We start from the raw sequence: 16,659 nt of genomic DNA, 5'->3' as shown, positions 1-16,659 counted from the left end.
ACACGACTCCTTTTAACGCACCGCCGACTTGGCAGCGCGCAACACGCGGTCGGACAACTCACCCGGGCCAAGCGCACGGGCCAGGGCCAGGCCGCCGATCATCAAGGCCATGGCGGCCAAGGCCTTGTCGGTGTCTTCGGGGCTGGCAGCCAACTGGGCAGCCATCAACTCGGTGTGCTCGTTGAGCGCCAGGCGAAACTCGTCCGGCAGGCGGCTCATCTCGCCCACGGTGGCCGGGATCGGGCAGGCGTGGTCGGTGGAGTCGCGGTGCTTGCGCGACAGGTAGAACGCCGCCACCAGGCTTCTGCGCTCCTCACCGGTCAGTTGCGCATCCATATCGTCGATCGACGCACGCCGCCGAGCCAGCAACTGGGTGAAGGCCTCCAGCATCAGTGCGTCTTTGCTTTCAAAGTGCGCATAGAAACCGCCGACCGTCAGCCCGGCGGCGCCCATGACTTCGCCGACACTCGGTTCGGCCGGGCCACGCTGGATCAACGCCGCGCTGGCAGCCTGCAAAATGCGTTCGCGGGTTTGCGCTTTTTTATCGCTCATCGAAGCCTCCGTCTCTCATGGGTTGAATATTATTACCATAATAATATTTAGCAAGCGACAGGCATGACCGCTGGTCAGGACAGAATAAAGGGTGTTGAGGGAGAGGATTGGCCAAACGCCAGACAAACAAAAGGGCCATTCAATAATTGAATGACCCTTAAAAATCCCGCAGAGCGGGTAATCGTGGCGTCCCCTAGGGGACTCGAACCCCTGTTACCGCCGTGAAAGGGCGGTGTCCTAGGCCACTAGACGAAGGGGACACAAACCTTCTATACACTGATCAGCGCTGAAAACTGATCGATTCAAGGACGGTGTGGCCGGAACCTTGAACCTGTAAAATTGGTGGAGCTAAACGGGATCGAACCGTTGACCTCTTGCATGCCATGCAAGCGCTCTCCCAGCTGAGCTATAGCCCCGGATTTTTCGTCTCGCGACGCAGCAGACCTTTCGAACTGCTTGTTGAAACTGGCGTCCCCTAGGGGACTCGAACCCCTGTTACCGCCGTGAAAGGGCGGTGTCCTAGGCCACTAGACGAAGGGGACAAAACCTTCTGTACAACCGATCAGAGCTGAGTTCTGATCAATTCAAGGACGGTGTGGCCAGACCTTGAACCTGTAAATTGGTGGAGCTAAACGGGATCGAACCGTTGACCTCTTGCATGCCATGCAAGCGCTCTCCCAGCTGAGCTATAGCCCCTCATCGGTGAGGACGGGGCGAATCTTAATGGCGGTTTGGAAGTGTGTCAAATTTATTTTCAACAATTTCCAAACTTTTTTGCCGGGATAACAATCACTTACCAGCGAAACCCCGGAAAACCGGGGTTTCGTCGTAACAACAGCCTGCTTAAGCGATAGCGCCCAGCAGCTTTTCCCACTCTTTGTTTTCTTTCTTCGACACACCCCCAAGCAAATCAAGGGCTTGGCGCAGACGGAAACGCGTGAGGTCCGGGCCGAGAATTTCCATCGCATCGAGCACCGACACCGAACTGGCCTGCCCGGTGATCGCAGCAAACATCAGCGGCATGGCATCGCGCAATTTCAGCTCCAGCGATTCCACCACTGCCTGAATCGTCGCGGTGATCGCCTCTTTCTCCCACTGACGCAGGCTTTCGAGCTTCCACAGGATCAACTGCATCAACTGGCGAACCTGGTCGCCGGAGAGCTTCTTGGACTCAAACAGCTTGGCATCCGGGTTTACGCCACCGGCGAAGAAGAAGCTGGCCAATGGTGCGACCTGGCTGAACGTCTCTACCCTGCCCTGCACCAGCGGCGCGATCTTCATCATGTACTCGGGGTTGAGCGCCCACTGCTGCACGCGGCTGGCGAACTCGTCCACCGGCAAGTCACGCAGCCACTGGCCGTTGAGCCACGACAACTTCTCGATGTCGAAGATCGGCCCGCCAAGGGACACGCGCGACAAATCAAAGTTATCGACCATTTCCTGCAGCGAGAACTTCTCGCGCTCGTCCGGCATCGACCAGCCCATGCGGCCCAGGTAGTTGAGCATCGCCTCAGGCATAAAGCCCATGCGCTCGTAGAACGTCACCGACGTCGGGTTCTTGCGCTTGGACAGCTTGCTCTTGTCCGGGTTACGCAGCAGCGGCATGTAGCACAGCTGTGGCTGCTCCCAGCCGAAGTATTCGTACAGCAGGATCAGTTTTGGCGCCGAGGGCAGCCATTCTTCGCCGCGCAGCACGTGGGTGATGCCCATCAGGTGGTCGTCGACCACGTTGGCCAGGAAGTACGTCGGCAGGCCGTCGGTCTTCATCAGCACTTGCATGTCCATGCGGTCCCACGGGATTTCGACGTCACCGCGCAGCATGTCCGGCACCACGCACACGCCTTCGCTCGGCACTTTCATGCGGATCACGTGTGGCTCGCCGGCGGCCAGGCGCTGGGCCACTTCTTCCTTGGACAGCAGCAGTGCGCGGCCGTCGTAGCGCGGAGTTTCACCACGGGCCTGTTGCTCGGCGCGCATCTGGTCGAGTTCTTCGGCGGTGCAGAAGCACGGGAAGGCGTGGCCCATGTCGACCAGTTGCTGGGTGTACTGCTTGTAAATGTCGCTGCGCTCGCTCTGGCGATACGGGCCGTGCGGGCCGCCAACGTCCGGGCCTTCGGCCCAGGTAATGCCCAACCAGCGCAAGGCATCGAAAATCTGCTGCTCCGACTCACGGGTGGAGCGCACCTGGTCGGTGTCTTCGATCCGCAGGATGAATTCACCGCCGTGCTGCTTGGCAAAGCAGTAGTTGAACAAGGCGATGTAGGCAGTACCGACGTGGGGATCCCCAGTAGGCGATGGCGCAATGCGCGTGCGGACGGTGGTCATGGCAGGTCTCGAATGGGCGATAAAACTGAAAATTGAAACAAGGGGCGAATGGTAACACCAGCGTGGGGGGTTCTGGCAGACCGCGGTGCCGCTATCGCAGGCAAGCCAGCGCCCACATTTTGGCTGTGTTCACACATCAACTGTGGGAGCCGGGCTTGCCCGCGATGAGGCCAGCCCGGCTAGCGAACAATCAAACAGCCAGCAGGCGCTCACGCAACTTGCCAATCTCATCGCGCGTCTGCGCCGCCGCCTCAAACTCAAGATCGCGCGCCAACTGGTACATCTTCTCTTCCAACTGCCGAATACGTTTGGTGATCTCACTCGGCGAGCGCAGTTCGTTCTCGTACTTGGCGCTCTCCTCGGCCGCCTTGGCCATGCCCTTGCGCTTCTTGCTGCGCGAGCCCGGCACGGTGGCGCCCTCCATGATGTCGGCGACGTCCTTGAACACGCCCTTCGGGGTAATGCCATGCTCCAGGTTGAAGGCGATCTGCTTGTCCCGACGGCGTTCGGTCTCGCCAATCGCCCGCTCCATGGAACCGGTGATGCGGTCGGCATACAGAATCGCGCGACCATTGAGGTTACGCGCGGCACGGCCAATGGTCTGGATCAACGAGCGCTCGGAACGCAGGAAGCCTTCCTTGTCCGCATCCAGAATCGCCACCAGCGAAACCTCCGGCATGTCCAGGCCTTCGCGCAGCAAGTTGATGCCCACCAGCACATCAAACACACCCAGGCGCAGGTCGCGGATGATCTCTACGCGCTCCACGGTGTCGATGTCCGAGTGCAAATAACGCACGCGCACGCCGTGGTCGGCCAGGTAATCGGTCAAGTCTTCGGACATGCGCTTGGTCAGCGTGGTGACCAGCACCCGTTCTTCCAGGGCCACGCGCTTGGTGATTTCCGAGAGCAAGTCATCCACCTGGGTCAGCGCCGGGCGGATCTCGATTTGCGGGTCCACCAGGCCGGTCGGGCGCACGAGCTGCTCAATCACACGGCCGGCATGCTCGGCTTCGTAGTTGCCTGGCGTGGCAGACACGAAAATGGTCTGCGGGCTGATGGCTTCCCACTCGTCAAAACGCATCGGCCGGTTATCCAGCGCCGATGGCAAGCGGAAACCATATTCCACCAGGGTTTCTTTACGCGAACGGTCGCCCTTATACATGGCGCCGACCTGCGGCACGCTGACGTGGGATTCGTCGATCACCAGCAGCGCGTCGTCCGGCAAGTAGTCGTAAAGGGTCGGCGGCGGCGCCCCGGATTCGCGGCCCGAGAGGTAGCGCGAGTAGTTTTCGATGCCGTTGCAGTAGCCCAGCTCCAGGATCATCTCCAAGTCAAACCGGGTGCGCTGCTCCAGGCGTTGGGCTTCCACCAGTTTGTTGTTGGCGCGCAGGTACTCCAGGCGCTCGACCAGTTCGGCCTTGATGCCCTCGATCGCCCCCATCAGGGTTTCACGCGGCGTCACGTAGTGGCTTTTCGGATAGAAGGTGAAGCGCGGCAGTTTGCGGATCACCTCGCCGGTCAACGGGTCGAAGGCCGACAGGCTCTCGACCTCATCGTCGAACAGCTCGATGCGGATGGCTTCGAGGTCCGATTCGGCCGGGTAAATGTCGATCACATCGCCACGCACACGGAAGGTGGCACGGGCAAAATCCATGTCGTTGCGGGTGTACTGCAGGCTCGTCAGGCGGCGCAGCAGCTCGCGCTGGTCGAGTTTGTCGCCGCGGTCGACGTGCAGCACCATCTTCAAATAGGTTTCCGGGCTGCCCAGGCCGTAGATGCACGACACCGTGGTGACGATGATCGCGTCCTTGCGCTCCAGCAACGCCTTGGTCGCCGACAACCGCATCTGCTCGATATGGTCGTTGATCGACGCATCCTTCTCGATAAAGGTGTCGGACGACGGCACATAGGCTTCGGGCTGGTAGTAGTCGTAGTAGGAAACGAAGTACTCCACCGCGTTGTTCGGGAAGAACGCCTTGAACTCACCGTACAACTGCGCGGCCAGGGTTTTGTTCGGCGCCAGCACCAGGGTCGGGCGGTTGATCTGCGCGATCACGTTGGCGATGCTGAAGGTCTTGCCTGAACCGGTCACCCCGAGCAGCGTCTGGTGCGCCAGGCCGGCTTCGATGCCTTCGACCATCTGGCGAATGGCTTCGGGTTGATCGCCGGCGGGTTCAAAACGGGTGACGAGCTGGAAATCCGACATAACGTACCTCGTGAAGTCACCCCAGACTCAACATCGCCAGGGACGAAATAGCTCAGCAACCCGCGAAAAGTCTTCGCAGGTTGCAGGAAAAAACCATGATAGCTGTAGAAGTGGTGGCGAATGTGACGGGTTTCAAGGCAATCGTCCTACCAGCCGTCGATGATCAATTGTGCAATAAGACTAACGGTGGGCAAATAAACCGAAAAACTTGGCCGAAAAGCCGTTTCGGCTGTCGCCCTGAGCCTGGATGGCCTCTATACTAGCTCCCCGTTTGTGCACCGCTCTAGTGCATTCGGCTGGAGCGCGACACGTCCCTCCTATCCCCCATAGAGCTGCCGCAAAAATGAGCCTGTTCTCCGCTGTCGAAATGGCACCACGCGATCCAATCCTGGGCCTCAACGAAGCATTCAACGCCGACACACGAACCACCAAGGTCAACCTTGGCGTAGGCGTTTACTGCAACGAGGAGGGGAAGATTCCACTCTTGCGTGCCGTTGCCGAAGCGGAAGCCATTCGTGTGGCGCAACACGCCGCCCGTGGCTACCTGCCGATCGACGGTATCGTGGCGTACGACCAGGCCGTGCAAAAGCTGCTGTTCGGCGCTGAGTCGCCACTGCTGAGCGCCGGCCGCGTGATCACTGCCCAAGCGGTCGGCGGCACCGGCGCGCTTAAAATCGGCGCGGACTTCCTCAAGCAACTGCTGCCCAACGCCGTCGTCGCGATCAGCGACCCGAGCTGGGAAAACCACCAGGCGCTGTTCGAAAAAGCCGGCTTCCCGGTGCAGACCTACCGCTACTACGACGCCGCCACCCACGACGTCAACCGTGCCGGCCTGCTCGAAGACCTCAACGCCCTGCCGCCACAGTCCATCGTGGTGCTGCACGCCTGCTGCCACAACCCGACCGGCGTAGACCTGAGCCCGGCCGACTGGCAGAACGTGCTGGAAGTCATCAAGGCCAAGAACCTGGTACCGTTCCTCGACATGGCCTACCAGGGCTTTGGCGACGGCATCCACGAAGACGCCGCGGCCGTGCGCCTGTTTGCTGAATCGGGCCTGACCTTCTTTGTCTCCAGCTCGTTCTCCAAGTCGTTCTCGCTGTACGGCGAACGCGTGGGCGCGCTGTCGATCGTCAGCGAATCCAAGGAAGAAAGCGCGCGCATCCTGTCCCAGGTCAAGCGCGTTATCCGCACCAACTACTCCAACCCGCCGACCCACGGCGCGGCGATCGTGGCGGCCGTGCTGAACAACCCTGAGCTGCGCGCCCAATGGGAAGCGGAACTGGCCGAAATGCGCCTGCGCATCCGCGGCATGCGTGAGCAGATGGTCGCCGAACTGGCCAAGGCTGCACCGGGCCACGACTTCAGCTTCGTCGGCCGCCAGCGTGGGATGTTCTCCTACTCCGGCCTGACCGTTGAGCAAGTCACCCGCCTGCGCACCGAGTTTGGCATCTACGCGCTCGACACCGGCCGTATCTGCGTGGCCGCGTTGAACCAGTCGAACATTGGTGCGGTAACAAAAGCGATTGTTCAGGTTCTATAACCCGGCCAGCGCCATACAAAGGGGGAATCCAATGGCTTCCCCCTTTTTGTTGGCCAAGCCACTAGACTGAACACCGAACGCCCCTTTGCTGTGAGAGCCTTATGAGAAACGACGACCTGGACCTGCGCGCCGACCGCGACGAACTGCATGACTACGCACCCCGCGCCCCGCAAGCCAAGCGCCAGAAAAGCCTGGTGCTGCAAGTGGCGCTGGGCGTGTTCCTGGGTGGGTTGGCCTTGTGGCTGGTGCAGTTGGGCGCCACGGCGATAATGGCCAAGCTGGCCATGGGCACCCTGCAATTTGGCGGCTAAAAACACGATCACAATGTGGGAGCTGGCTTGCCTGCGATGGCGTCAGACCAGCCGATACATCCTTAACTGATACGCCGCTATCGCAGGCAAGCCATAATGCCAGTCAGTTAAGCGAACGAAATGCTCAAAGCAGCGAAGATCAAATGTGGGAGCGGGCTTGCCCGCGAAGACGTCGGCCCAGCAAACATTGATGTTGACTGACCCACCGCTTTCGCGAGCAAGCCCGCTCCCACAGGGGATCTGCGCTTAACTGACTGGCATTAAGGCAAGCCAGCTCCCACACTGGTTCTACTTCGCCTGCAAACCACGTTCCTCCAACAACTTCACAAAGCTGTTCAAACTCTGCGACACCGTGCCTCGGCGCCAGATCAGCCAGGTATTGAGCAGGCGGAACGCGTCGGTCAACGGCCACACACTCACCGTCGTAAACCCCGGCATGCTCTCCAGCATGCTGCGCGGCATCAGCGCCAGGCCGGCCCCGGCGCTGACGCAGGCGAGCATGCCGTGATAGGACTCCATCTCGAAGATCTTGCCCGGCACCGCGCCATCCTGTGAAAACCAGCGTTCGAAGTGATGGCGATAGGAGCAATTGGAGCGAAAGGTGTAGATGCTCTCCCCCGCCACATCCTGGCCCCGCGTGATCGGCGCATGGTGCAGCGGCGCGATCACCACCATCTCCTCCTCAAACACCGCCACGCCCTCCAGCGTGGCATGCAGCACCGGCCCATCGACAAACGCCGCCGCCAAGCGCCCCGACAACACACCCTCGATCATCGTGCCCGACGGCCCGGTGCTCAGGTCCAGTTCGACCTTGGTGTGTTTCTGGTTGTACGCGGCCAATAGCGCCGGAATGCGCACGGCGGCCGTACTCTCCAGCGAGCCAAGCGCGAACGCGCCCTGGGGTTCCTCCCCCGCCACGGTTGCGCGAGCTTCCTGGACCAAATCAAGAATGCGCCGCGCATAACTGAGGAAATTCCAGCCGGCTGGCGACAGGCGCAGGCGGCTTTTCTCACGGATAAACAGTTCCACGCCCAAATCCTGCTCCAGCTGCTTGATGCGCGTGGTCAGGTTCGACGGCACGCGATGGATCAACTGCGCGGCGGCGCTGATGCTGCCTTGCTCGGCAACGGCCTTGAAGATTTCCAGCTGCACCAGGTCCAAGTCATTCTCCAATCGTGAACGTATTGCTTAATATTATTCAGTTTCCATAAAACATGCATCCCCGTAGGCTGACCCCATCCACTCATTCAGCCGGACGGTGCCATGAACGCTATTACTCACCAGACCCACGCCTTGTCGATCAATCCCACCAACGGTGAAACGGTCGCCAGTTACCCCTACGAAACCGCGGCGCAACTGGACGCTGCCCTCAACCGCGCCACCGCAGCTTTCCGCACCTGGCGCCGCCAGCCGGTGAGCCAACGCGCCGAACTATTGCTGGCCCTGGCGAGTGCATTGCGCGAGCAAGCCGAAGACATGGCCCAGATGATCACCCTGGAAATGGGCAAACCCATCGCCCAGGCCCGCGCCGAAATCGAAAAATGTGCGCAGCTCAGCGAGTGGTACGCCGCCCAAGGCCCGGCCATGCTCGCCCCCGAACCGACCCTGGTGGACAACGGCAGCGCGCAGATCGAATATCGCCCGCTGGGCCCGATCTTCGCCGTGATGCCGTGGAACTTCCCGGTGTGGCAAGTACTGCGTGGCGCCGTGCCGACCTTGTTGGCCGGTAATACCTACGTGCTCAAACACGCGCCGAATGTGATGGGCAGCGCCTACCTGATCCAGCAGGCGTTCCACAAAGCCGGTTTTGCCGAAGGTATTTTTGAAGTGGTCAACGTGACCAACGACGGCGTGTCCAAGGCCATCGCCGACCCACGCATCGCCGCCGTCACCCTCACCGGCAGCGTGCGCGCCGGTATCGCCATCGGCTCCCAGGCCGGTGCTGCGCTGAAAAAATGTGTGCTGGAATTGGGCGGCTCCGACCCGTTTATCGTGCTCAACGACGCCGACCTCGACGCCGCCGTTCAAGCTGCCGTGATCGGGCGTTTCCAGAACAGCGGCCAGGTTTGCGCTGCTGCCAAGCGCCTGATTATCGAAGCGGGTGTGGTGGAAGCCTTCACCGCCAAATTCCTCGAAGCCAGCCGCAAACTGGTGATGGGCGACCCGACGTCGACCGACACCTACGTCGGCCCGATGGCGCGTTTCGACCTGCGCGACGAGCTGCATGACCAAGTCCAGGCCACCCTGAAAGAAGGCGCGACCCTGCTGTTGGGCGGCAATAAAGTGCCCGGCGCCGGCAACTACTATGAGCCGACCGTGCTGGCCAACGTCACCGACCAGATGACCTCGTTCAAACAGGAACTGTTCGGCCCCGTGGCCTCGATCATCACCGCCCGCGATGCCGACCACGCGGTAGCGCTGGCCAATGACAGCGAATTTGGCCTGACGGCGAGCATCTTCACCACCGACTCGGCAAAAGCACGGGAGATCGCCAACCAACTGGAAACCGGCGGTATCTTCGTCAACGCCTTCAGCGTATCCGACCCGCGCGTAGCGTTTGGTGGGGTGAAAAAGAGTGGGTTCGGGCGGGAGTTGTCGCACTTCGGCGTGCGTGAATTCTGCAACGCGCAGACGGTGTGGCTAAACCGCAAATAAAACCGGCAACACTATTCAACTGTGGGAGCTGGCTTGCCTGCGATAGCGGTGGGTCAGGGACAACTCCTTGGCTGACCCACTGCCATCGCAGGCAAGCCAGCTCCCACCTTTGATCTGCGGTGTTTGGCGGGTGCGCGTGAATTCTGCAACATGCAGACGGTGTGGCTAAACCGCAAATAGAACAGGCAACACCCTTCAACTGTGGGAGCTGGCTTGCCTGCGATGGCGGTGGGTCAGCGACAACTCCTTGGCTGCCCCACTGCCATCGCAGGCAAGCCAGCTCCCACCTTTGATTTGCGGTGTTTATGGGTGCGCGTGAATTCTGCAACATGCAGACGGTGTGGCTAAACCGCAAATAGAACAGGCAACACCCTTCAACTGTGGGAGCTGGCTTGCCTGCGATTGCAGTGGGTCAGCGACAACTTCTTGGCTGACCCACTGCAATCGCAGGCAAGCCAGCTCCCACCTTTGATCTGCGGTGTTTGTGGGGGCGCGTGAATTCTGCAACATGCAGACGGTGTGGCTAAACCGCAAATAGAACAGGCAACACCCTTCAACTGTGGGAGCTGGCTTGCCTGCGATAGCGGTGCATCAGTGACAACTCCTTGGCTGACCCACTGCCATCGCAGGCAAGCCAGCTCCCACCTTTGATTTGCGGTGCTTATCGATTAGTCGACCGGCACGTTTCCCACTTGCTCCCTGTGTATGACCTATCGAGGCTAGTGCTTGACCGGCGCATCCCAGCAATCCGGCTGGCGTGCGCAGACATCGTATTGGCGATCCATCAAGGCCATGCGGTTGATGTGGGCGTCCGTGGCCGCCCGGAACGACTGATTGCTGGTGGTGATATAAGCCGCGGTGCGATCACTCAGGCGTGCGCTTAACTGGCGGCGGGTGTGGGCATCCAGCGCCTGGGGCGCGGTGGCCATGGTTTGAAGTGTCACGTCGCTGAGGCGGCTCAACTCATCGCGGTAGGTGTCTACGTAGTCGGCACGGGCCGCGTCATGCTGGTGGTTCAAGTCGTACTGCATCGCTTCCAGGTTTTGCTTGTAGAGCGCCCAATAGCCCTCGGGCAGCACACCAGCGTCTTGTTTACGCAATTTGGCAATGCGCGCGTCGTTATCCGGCGTCGGTTGGAGGACGGGCTTGTGCGACGAAATCACGACGGGGTCTTGCGCGATGATCTGGTCGATCCAGCCCACCCGTGAAGGGTTCGAGGGCAAAACCTGGCCTAACGGTTCAAGCGGCGCAGGCGCAGCTGGTGGGGGTGACGACACCGACTGGGCGCAACCACCGAGCAGTAACACGGTGCACAACTGGGTCAAGGCGAGGACGTTGCGAAATAGCATAAGTTCTCCATGAACAAAGGCGAATCGAATGGGTGCGGCGAATAATATCATTGAGCCATCAATGCGTGTCAGCCCATCGCCCGAGCATTCACACGGCGGTACAGCGCATCAATCCAGCATCCGGCTAAGCAGCCGGTGCCCATCTGCCGTCACCTCGACCATCGCCGACAGCATCACGCCGTCGGCACCGTCTGAGGAAAGCAGGCTCCAGAAATCTGGCGGCTGGTACCTCACACCCACTGTGCCCGCCTTGGCGATCACATACACATTGAGCACCTGCCCGGGTTGCATCAACGGGCTGTCACCCTCGACCTTGTAACCGAGCACCTGCGGCTTTTGTATGCGCGCCTGGCCCATGGCGTAGCCCGCAAACTCGCGCACCGCAACGGCCTGGCCCGCGTCCAGTTCCTGTTGTATCGCCGCCCCCACATTGGCCAGGCGCTGGCCACCCTGAACCTGGGCGACCCCGTTAGCCAGCGCACGGCGCGCCGTCGCCAGCAATTGGCGCTGCGCCGGGGTGGCATTGGGCGTGGCGAACGTCCAGACCTGAGCAACATGGGCCTGGGCCGATGCCGCAATCAACTCCACTTTTACCAGCGCTGCGTCCGGAAACGGCACGTCGCTGGGCGGCGCGGCGCTCACCTGATTATTCACCGACACCGCCACCGCTGCCGGGTAACCGCGAAAGCCGAACATCATCGGCAACCAGCCGTGCTGCGCGTACTGGTCGAGTAAAAACCCCTGCACCGCAGTGCCGGTGCCGCCCTTGCGGATCAGCGGCGCGACCTTGAGCAACAGGTCACTGGCGATGGGCGCCAGTTTGGCTTCCTCGGCAAGAATGGTGGCGTCATCCAACTGGGCGATGGCGCGGGCCCTGTCGCCGATCGCGTCGGTGTAGCGGGCGAGCGCAGGGTCAGCGGCGTGGGCGCTCATGCAAAACAGCAGTGGCACTATTCCCAGACGTATCAACATGGCCTTCCTTGGGGTGGTTATGGACAGGTCCGGATTGTACCTCCACCCAGCGCCCAAGATGGACTACCATACCGCGCCGGTTCCCAAACGGGACTAATAGGGAATTCGAAGCGCGGCCCATCGCGCCAATCGAAACTGCCCCCGCAACTGTAGGTGCCGAGCCTGCTCCCCACTGCCACTGAGCCATGCTCGGGAAGGCCGGAGCAAGGCGACGACGCATCAGTCAGGAGACCTGCCGGCCAAGCGTTTTCACTAACCGGCGGGGTGTCCGGGAAGGACATCCGCGCCCTGCAAACCTGCAGCGTTCAAAGGTGTGTTTCCGAGCCGTACCTGCCCTGTTTCCCGTACGGTTCACTCGGAGATTGCCCCATGCTGCTACGCGTTTGCGCCCTGATCACCGGCCTGGGCTCTTGTGCCCTGGCCCACGCCACGCCGACTCACTACCCGCTCACGCTGGAAAACTGCGGCAGCAGCGTCACCTTTCAACAGGCCCCGGCACGCAGCGTGAGCATCGGCCAGGCCGCCACCGAGATGCTTTACGCCCTGGGCGTAGGGGATAAAGTGGTCGGCACTTCGCTGTGGTTCAACAGCGTATTGCCGCAGTTCAAGGTGCAGAACGACAAGATCGAGCGCCTGGCCGATAACGAGCCGAGCTTCGAAGCCGTGATCGCCAAGCGCCCGCAACTGGTGGCCGCCGAGCTGGAATGGGTGGTCGGCCCGCAAGGCGTGGTCGGCACTCGCGAACAATTCCATGAACTGAAGATTCCAACCTACGTGCTGCCCTCCGACTGCGACGGCAAGGACAACCTCGTGGGTGCCGACGGCACGCGGCTGGAGCCGTTCCACATCGACACGATCTATAAAAGCATCAGCCAGTTGGCCGAGATCTTCGACGTGCAAACCCGTGGCCAACAGTTGAACGACGCACTCAAGGCACGCCTGGCCAAGTCGGTCGCCACCGCGCAAGGCAAAGGCCTCAAGCATGCCAGTGCGCTGGTGTGGTTCTCCAGCAGCGAGATGGCTGCCGACCCGTATGTGGCCGGCCACAAGGGCATTCCCGAATTCATGCTGCAAACCCTCGGCCTGCGCAACGTGGTGCAGTCCGACGAAGAATGGCCTGCCGTCGGTTGGGAAACCATCTCCAAGGCCAACCCGACCTTCCTGGTGATTGCGCGCATGGACCGCCGTCGCTACCCCGCCGACGACCATGAAAAGAAACTCGCCTTCCTGCGCAGCGACCCGGTGACCCGCAACATGGACGCGGTGAAAAACAACCGCATCATTATTATTGACGCCCTGGCGTTGCAGGCCAGCCTGCGCATGTTCGACGGCCTGGAACAACTGGCCGGCGCCATCGACGGCTACGACCTGCCGAAATGATGCGCACCCTACTCGCCCTCGCCGTGTTGCTGATGGCCGTGCTCGCCGGCACCGCCATCGGCGAAACCGCCATCGAACCGCAGGTGGTGTTGCAGGTGCTGGCCAACAAACTGTGGGCCGCCGGTTACGTGCTCGACCCGATCGACGAAGGCGTGGTGTGGAACTACCGCCTGACCCGCGCCCTGGTCGCTGCAGCGTGCGGGGCCGGCCTGGCGACCTGCGGGGTGATCTTGCAGTCGCTGCTGCGCAACCCGTTGGCCGATCCGTACCTGCTGGGTATCAGCGCGGGCGCCTCGACCGGCGCAGTGTTAGTGGCATTGATGGGCGTGGGCGGCGGGCTGATTTCGCTGTCGGCGGGCGCGTTCGTCGGTGCCATGGCAGCATTTGCGTTGGTGATTCTATTGGCGCGGGCCAGCGGCTCAGCCAGCGGCACCGGCCAGATCATCCTCGCCGGCATCGCCGGTTCGCAGCTGTTCAATGCCCTCACCGCGTTCCTGATCACCAAGTCCGCCAGTTCCGAACAGGCACGCGGCATCATGTTCTGGCTGTTGGGCAACCTCAGCGGCGTGCGCTGGCCGTCGGTGTGGCTGGCGGTGCCGGTAGCGGTCGCAGGCCTGGCGGTGTGCTTGTGGCATCGACGTGCGCTGGATGCGTTCACCTTCGGCACCGACTCGGCGGCTTCGCTGGGTATTCCGGTGCGCCGTGTGCAGTTTGTGCTGGTGGGTTGCGCGGCGTTGGTGACGGCGGTGATGGTGTCGATTGTCGGCTCCATCGGTTTTGTCGGGCTGGTAATTCCCCACGCCGTGCGCCTGCTGCTGGGCACCGGGCATTCACGCTTGCTGCCCGCCAGTGCGCTGGGCGGCGCGTTGTTTCTGATCGCCGCGGATGTACTGTCGCGCACCTTGATCAAGGGCCAGGTGATTCCGGTGGGCGTGGTCACGGCGCTGGTCGGCGCGCCGGTGTTTGCGCTGATTCTGATTGGTCGGAGAAATGCGCGATGACCGTACTCAGTTGCACCGGCCTGGGCTTCAAGGTACGCGAGGCCGAGTTGCTGCGCGATATCCACCTGGAGGTTCAGCAAGGGGAAACCCTGGGGATTGTCGGGCCGAATGGCTCGGGCAAATCCACCCTGCTCAAATTGCTCGCCGGTTTGCGGGTGCCTGCGTCCGGCGAAGTGTTGCTGGGCGGCCAGCGCCTGAACAAGCTGTCGCGCCGCCTTGTTGCGCAACACCTGGCGGTGGTGGAGCAGCAGGCTGATACCGACGATGCCATCCGCGTGTTCGATGCCGTGGCGCTGGGCCGCACGCCCTGGCTGTCGGCGCTGAGCCCCTGGTCTGACGCAGACGATGCCATCGTGCGCCAGGCGCTGCACGATGTAGACGCCACCCACCTGAGCCAACGCGTCTGGCGCAGCCTCTCCGGCGGCGAACGCCAACGCGTGCACATCGCCCGCGCATTGGCACAAAGGCCGCAGATCTTGTTGCTGGATGAGCCGACCAACCACTTGGATATCCAGCATCAATTGGCGATTTTGAAAGGCGTGCAGGCACTGCCGGTGACCACCTTGATTGCGCTGCATGACTTGAACCAGGCGCTGACCTGTGATCGTTTGGCGGTACTGGATCACGGCAGCCTGGTGGCATTGGGCAAACCGCTGGAAGTGCTGACGCCGCAGCGGCTACGGCAAACATTCGGGGTACAGGCGCATTACCTGACGGACCCATTCGACGGCGCGCAAATCCTGCGATTACGCCCCATTTAATGGACTGCACACCGTGCAAAGGTGGGAGCTGGCTTGCCTGCGACGGCGGCGAATCAGTGCCATCGCTGGGGCTGACACACCGCTATCGCAGCATAGTTATCTGCACAACTTTAGAGGCATCCCATTTCTCCTGCTCGCCACAACAGCCCACTTGCGACAGACTTCTAACCGGTTGTGTAGACACCTATGGCTATCGCAGCCAAGCCAGCTCCCACCTTGATCTATAGCGCCCGCTGCATATGCGTGGTCTGCCACACCGGGTCGGCTTCGACGTCGACCACCTCAAACCCCTGCCGCCGCCAAAAACCAATCGCACCTGGCAAGAACGGATGGGTATGCAGGTAAACCACCTCCACCCCATCCGCCTGTGCCTTTGCCTCCAATGCGCGATACAACTCCCCTGCCAAACCAAAACGGCGAAACGCCGGCAGCACAAACAGGCGCACCACCTCGACGACTTTGCGGCCCTGGTAATTCAATTGCGGGAAGCGCCCGTCATACGGCAGATAGCCGACGGCAGCCACGATTTGATCTTCAACACAGGCCAGCAGAAACTGGCCGTCACCCTCAAGGTAAACGGCCTCAAATCGCGCCAGGTCATCCGGCAGGCCCGTGGCGCTGAGCTTGGGGAAAAGCTCGGCGCGGGCCTGCAGCACGAAGGCCAGCACTTGCGGGACGTCAGCGGCCGTGACCGCGCGGATGGTCGGACTTGGTGTCATACCACCTCAATCCGAGTAATACCCATCACCTGCGCCTGTTCCAGAATCGCCTCTGGCGTCGCATCCGCAGCAGGCAGGATCAAGCCATTCTCCGCATCACCAAAATGCAGCTGCAACAGGTGCATCGCCGCCTCGTGCACGGGCAACTCCGGCTGTTTGAGGTCGAACACGTGGGTGCGGGGCTCGGCGTTGAACAGGTAATTCAGGGTGTATTCGCGCATGGTGAAGTCCTGATGAGGGGAGAGGAGCAACTGATTAACCTGACTTATCGATCAGCTTTTAAGTTCCCAACCCACCCGTTCAATATCATTTGCTATGCACGTAGCACAAAGCAGAGCCCTTCACGCCCGACGCATGGACGCTGACATGGCGCGTGGAAAAGCCTGGCTTCTCGACGAACTGCTTCTCTTGCCAACTCGCGTAGATGCCGTACTGATAACCGATGGCGCCCTTGGCATACCACGACACGGCCATCTTATACACGCCCTTCTCATCGGCAGCCTCCCACAGCGTCTTGTCGATGACCGGCTTCGCCTGGTTGAACGTGCGCAGGTGGAACGTGCGAGGCCCGCCGTTTGGCTGGGTAGAACTGGACAGAAACAGCGTGTCGTCCTCGGCATCGTCTTCGGCAGCCGCCAGAATCACTGCCGGCACCCACTTCTCGCCCCGGTACTCTTTTTCGATGAACACCGTGCAGCTCAACGTGCCGTCACCTGGGGTCTTCATTTTGAATTGCCGCTCGTACTGCCCATAGGGCACATCAAACGAAAAGTTGTATTCGGCGGCTTGAACACCTGCCACCAGCAAAAATGCCGATAGCCCTACGACTGCTTGGGAAAGGGTCACGTGTGCGTCCTTGCGGGAATCTGGAAATCAGGGTGTCAGAGG

Annotated in this window: 15 protein-coding genes, 4 tRNA genes and 1 riboswitch; of the genes, 6 read left to right on the top strand and 13 right to left on the bottom strand. The window is 61.2% G+C overall.

The window, feature by feature from the left end:
• Positions 1-12 precede the first annotated feature (12 nt).
• The 7 genes from QF043_RS08700 to uvrB form a co-directional block, all read right to left on the bottom strand.
• Positions 13-552, bottom strand: coding sequence for a TetR/AcrR family transcriptional regulator (locus QF043_RS08700; RefSeq protein ID WP_307418190.1), 540 nt, complete (start codon positions 550-552; stop codon positions 13-15).
• Positions 553-736: 184 nt separating this feature from the next.
• Positions 737-812 (bottom strand) — tRNA-Glu (locus tag QF043_RS08695).
• 80 nt (positions 813-892) lie between these two features.
• Positions 893-968: transfer RNA gene (locus QF043_RS08690), tRNA-Ala, on the bottom strand.
• A 50-nt stretch (positions 969-1,018) separates the two neighbouring features.
• Positions 1,019-1,094: transfer RNA gene (locus tag QF043_RS08685), tRNA-Glu, on the bottom strand.
• Positions 1,095-1,172: 78 nt separating this feature from the next.
• A tRNA-Ala gene (locus QF043_RS08680) sits at positions 1,173-1,248 on the bottom strand.
• A gap of 147 nt (positions 1,249-1,395) precedes the next feature.
• Entirely contained in the window at positions 1,396-2,877 is a 1,482-nt protein-coding gene (gltX, locus tag QF043_RS08675) for a glutamate--tRNA ligase (RefSeq protein WP_056861228.1), read from the bottom strand.
• 190 nt (positions 2,878-3,067) lie between these two features.
• Positions 3,068-5,083 carry an excinuclease ABC subunit UvrB gene (gene uvrB / locus QF043_RS08670; RefSeq protein WP_056861227.1) on the bottom strand — a complete coding sequence of 672 codons (2,016 nt, stop codon included), beginning with the start codon at positions 5,081-5,083 and terminating at the stop codon, positions 3,068-3,070.
• 343 nt (positions 5,084-5,426) lie between these two features.
• On the opposite strand from uvrB, the gene QF043_RS08665 reads away from it, so the two are divergent.
• Together QF043_RS08665 and QF043_RS08660 are read left to right on the top strand one after the other, a co-directional pair.
• A complete protein-coding gene (locus QF043_RS08665; protein ID WP_058420170.1) occupies positions 5,427-6,623 on the top strand; it encodes an amino acid aminotransferase in 1,197 nt (398 codons plus the stop codon).
• A gap of 101 nt (positions 6,624-6,724) precedes the next feature.
• Complete coding sequence (locus tag QF043_RS08660) at positions 6,725-6,934, top strand: hypothetical protein (RefSeq protein WP_005789784.1); 210 nt, start codon at positions 6,725-6,727, stop codon at positions 6,932-6,934.
• 288 nt (positions 6,935-7,222) lie between these two features.
• Here QF043_RS08660 and QF043_RS08655 read toward each other — a convergent pair whose 3' ends face one another.
• Entirely contained in the window at positions 7,223-8,095 is an 873-nt protein-coding gene (locus QF043_RS08655) for a LysR family transcriptional regulator (RefSeq protein WP_307418189.1), read from the bottom strand.
• A gap of 102 nt (positions 8,096-8,197) precedes the next feature.
• Here QF043_RS08655 and QF043_RS08650 point away from each other — a divergent pair, with 102 nt between their 5' ends.
• Complete coding sequence (locus QF043_RS08650) at positions 8,198-9,589, top strand: aldehyde dehydrogenase family protein (RefSeq protein WP_307418187.1); 1,392 nt, start codon at positions 8,198-8,200, stop codon at positions 9,587-9,589.
• Positions 9,590-10,308: 719 nt separating this feature from the next.
• Here the strand turns inward: QF043_RS08650 and QF043_RS08645 are convergent.
• On the bottom strand, positions 10,309-10,938 hold the full coding sequence (locus QF043_RS08645) for a hypothetical protein (RefSeq protein WP_307418186.1): 630 nt from the start codon (positions 10,936-10,938) through the stop codon (positions 10,309-10,311).
• 108 nt (positions 10,939-11,046) lie between these two features.
• The gene (locus QF043_RS08640) at positions 11,047-11,910 is read right to left on the bottom strand and encodes a M24 family metallopeptidase (RefSeq protein ID WP_307418185.1); all 864 of its coding nucleotides are present in this window, start codon (positions 11,908-11,910) and stop codon (positions 11,047-11,049) included.
• A 60-nt stretch (positions 11,911-11,970) separates the two neighbouring features.
• Positions 11,971-12,165: riboswitch (cobalamin riboswitch) on the top strand.
• A gap of 114 nt (positions 12,166-12,279) precedes the next feature.
• Here QF043_RS08640 and QF043_RS08635 point away from each other — a divergent pair.
• The 3 genes from QF043_RS08635 to QF043_RS08625 are packed head-to-tail and all read left to right on the top strand — an operon-like array spanning position 12,280 to position 15,052.
• Positions 12,280-13,290, top strand: a complete 1,011-nt coding sequence (locus QF043_RS08635; RefSeq protein WP_307418184.1) for an ABC transporter substrate-binding protein — start codon at positions 12,280-12,282, stop codon at positions 13,288-13,290.
• Positions 13,287-14,291, top strand: a complete 1,005-nt coding sequence (locus tag QF043_RS08630) for an iron ABC transporter permease (protein ID WP_056861222.1) — start codon at positions 13,287-13,289, stop codon at positions 14,289-14,291. Before QF043_RS08635 ends, QF043_RS08630 begins: the two co-directional genes overlap by 4 nt.
• Entirely contained in the window at positions 14,288-15,052 is a 765-nt protein-coding gene (locus QF043_RS08625) for an ABC transporter ATP-binding protein (protein ID WP_307418183.1), read from the top strand. The genes QF043_RS08630 and QF043_RS08625 overlap by 4 nt, the downstream gene beginning before the upstream one ends.
• 221 nt (positions 15,053-15,273) lie before the next feature.
• Here QF043_RS08625 and QF043_RS08620 read toward each other — a convergent pair whose 3' ends face one another.
• From QF043_RS08620 to QF043_RS08610, 3 genes are all read right to left on the bottom strand, one after another.
• Positions 15,274-15,771, bottom strand: a complete 498-nt coding sequence (locus tag QF043_RS08620) for a GNAT family N-acetyltransferase (RefSeq protein ID WP_307418182.1) — start codon at positions 15,769-15,771, stop codon at positions 15,274-15,276.
• Positions 15,768-15,992, bottom strand: a complete 225-nt coding sequence (locus QF043_RS08615; protein ID WP_307418180.1) for a hypothetical protein — start codon at positions 15,990-15,992, stop codon at positions 15,768-15,770. The genes QF043_RS08620 and QF043_RS08615 overlap by 4 nt, the downstream gene beginning before the upstream one ends.
• Positions 15,993-16,077: 85 nt before the next feature.
• Positions 16,078-16,617 (bottom strand): hypothetical protein, encoded by a 540-nt coding sequence (locus tag QF043_RS08610; protein ID WP_307418179.1) that lies wholly within the window; start codon positions 16,615-16,617, stop codon positions 16,078-16,080.
• Between the last annotated feature and the right edge of the window lie 42 nt (positions 16,618-16,659).

The organism is Pseudomonas sp. W3I7 (assembly GCF_030816095.1).
GTDB lineage: Bacteria > Pseudomonadota > Gammaproteobacteria > Pseudomonadales > Pseudomonadaceae > Aquipseudomonas > Aquipseudomonas salomonii.
The sequence above is the reverse complement of the archived record's forward strand: the minus strand, read 5'-3'. Positions and strand labels throughout refer to the sequence as shown.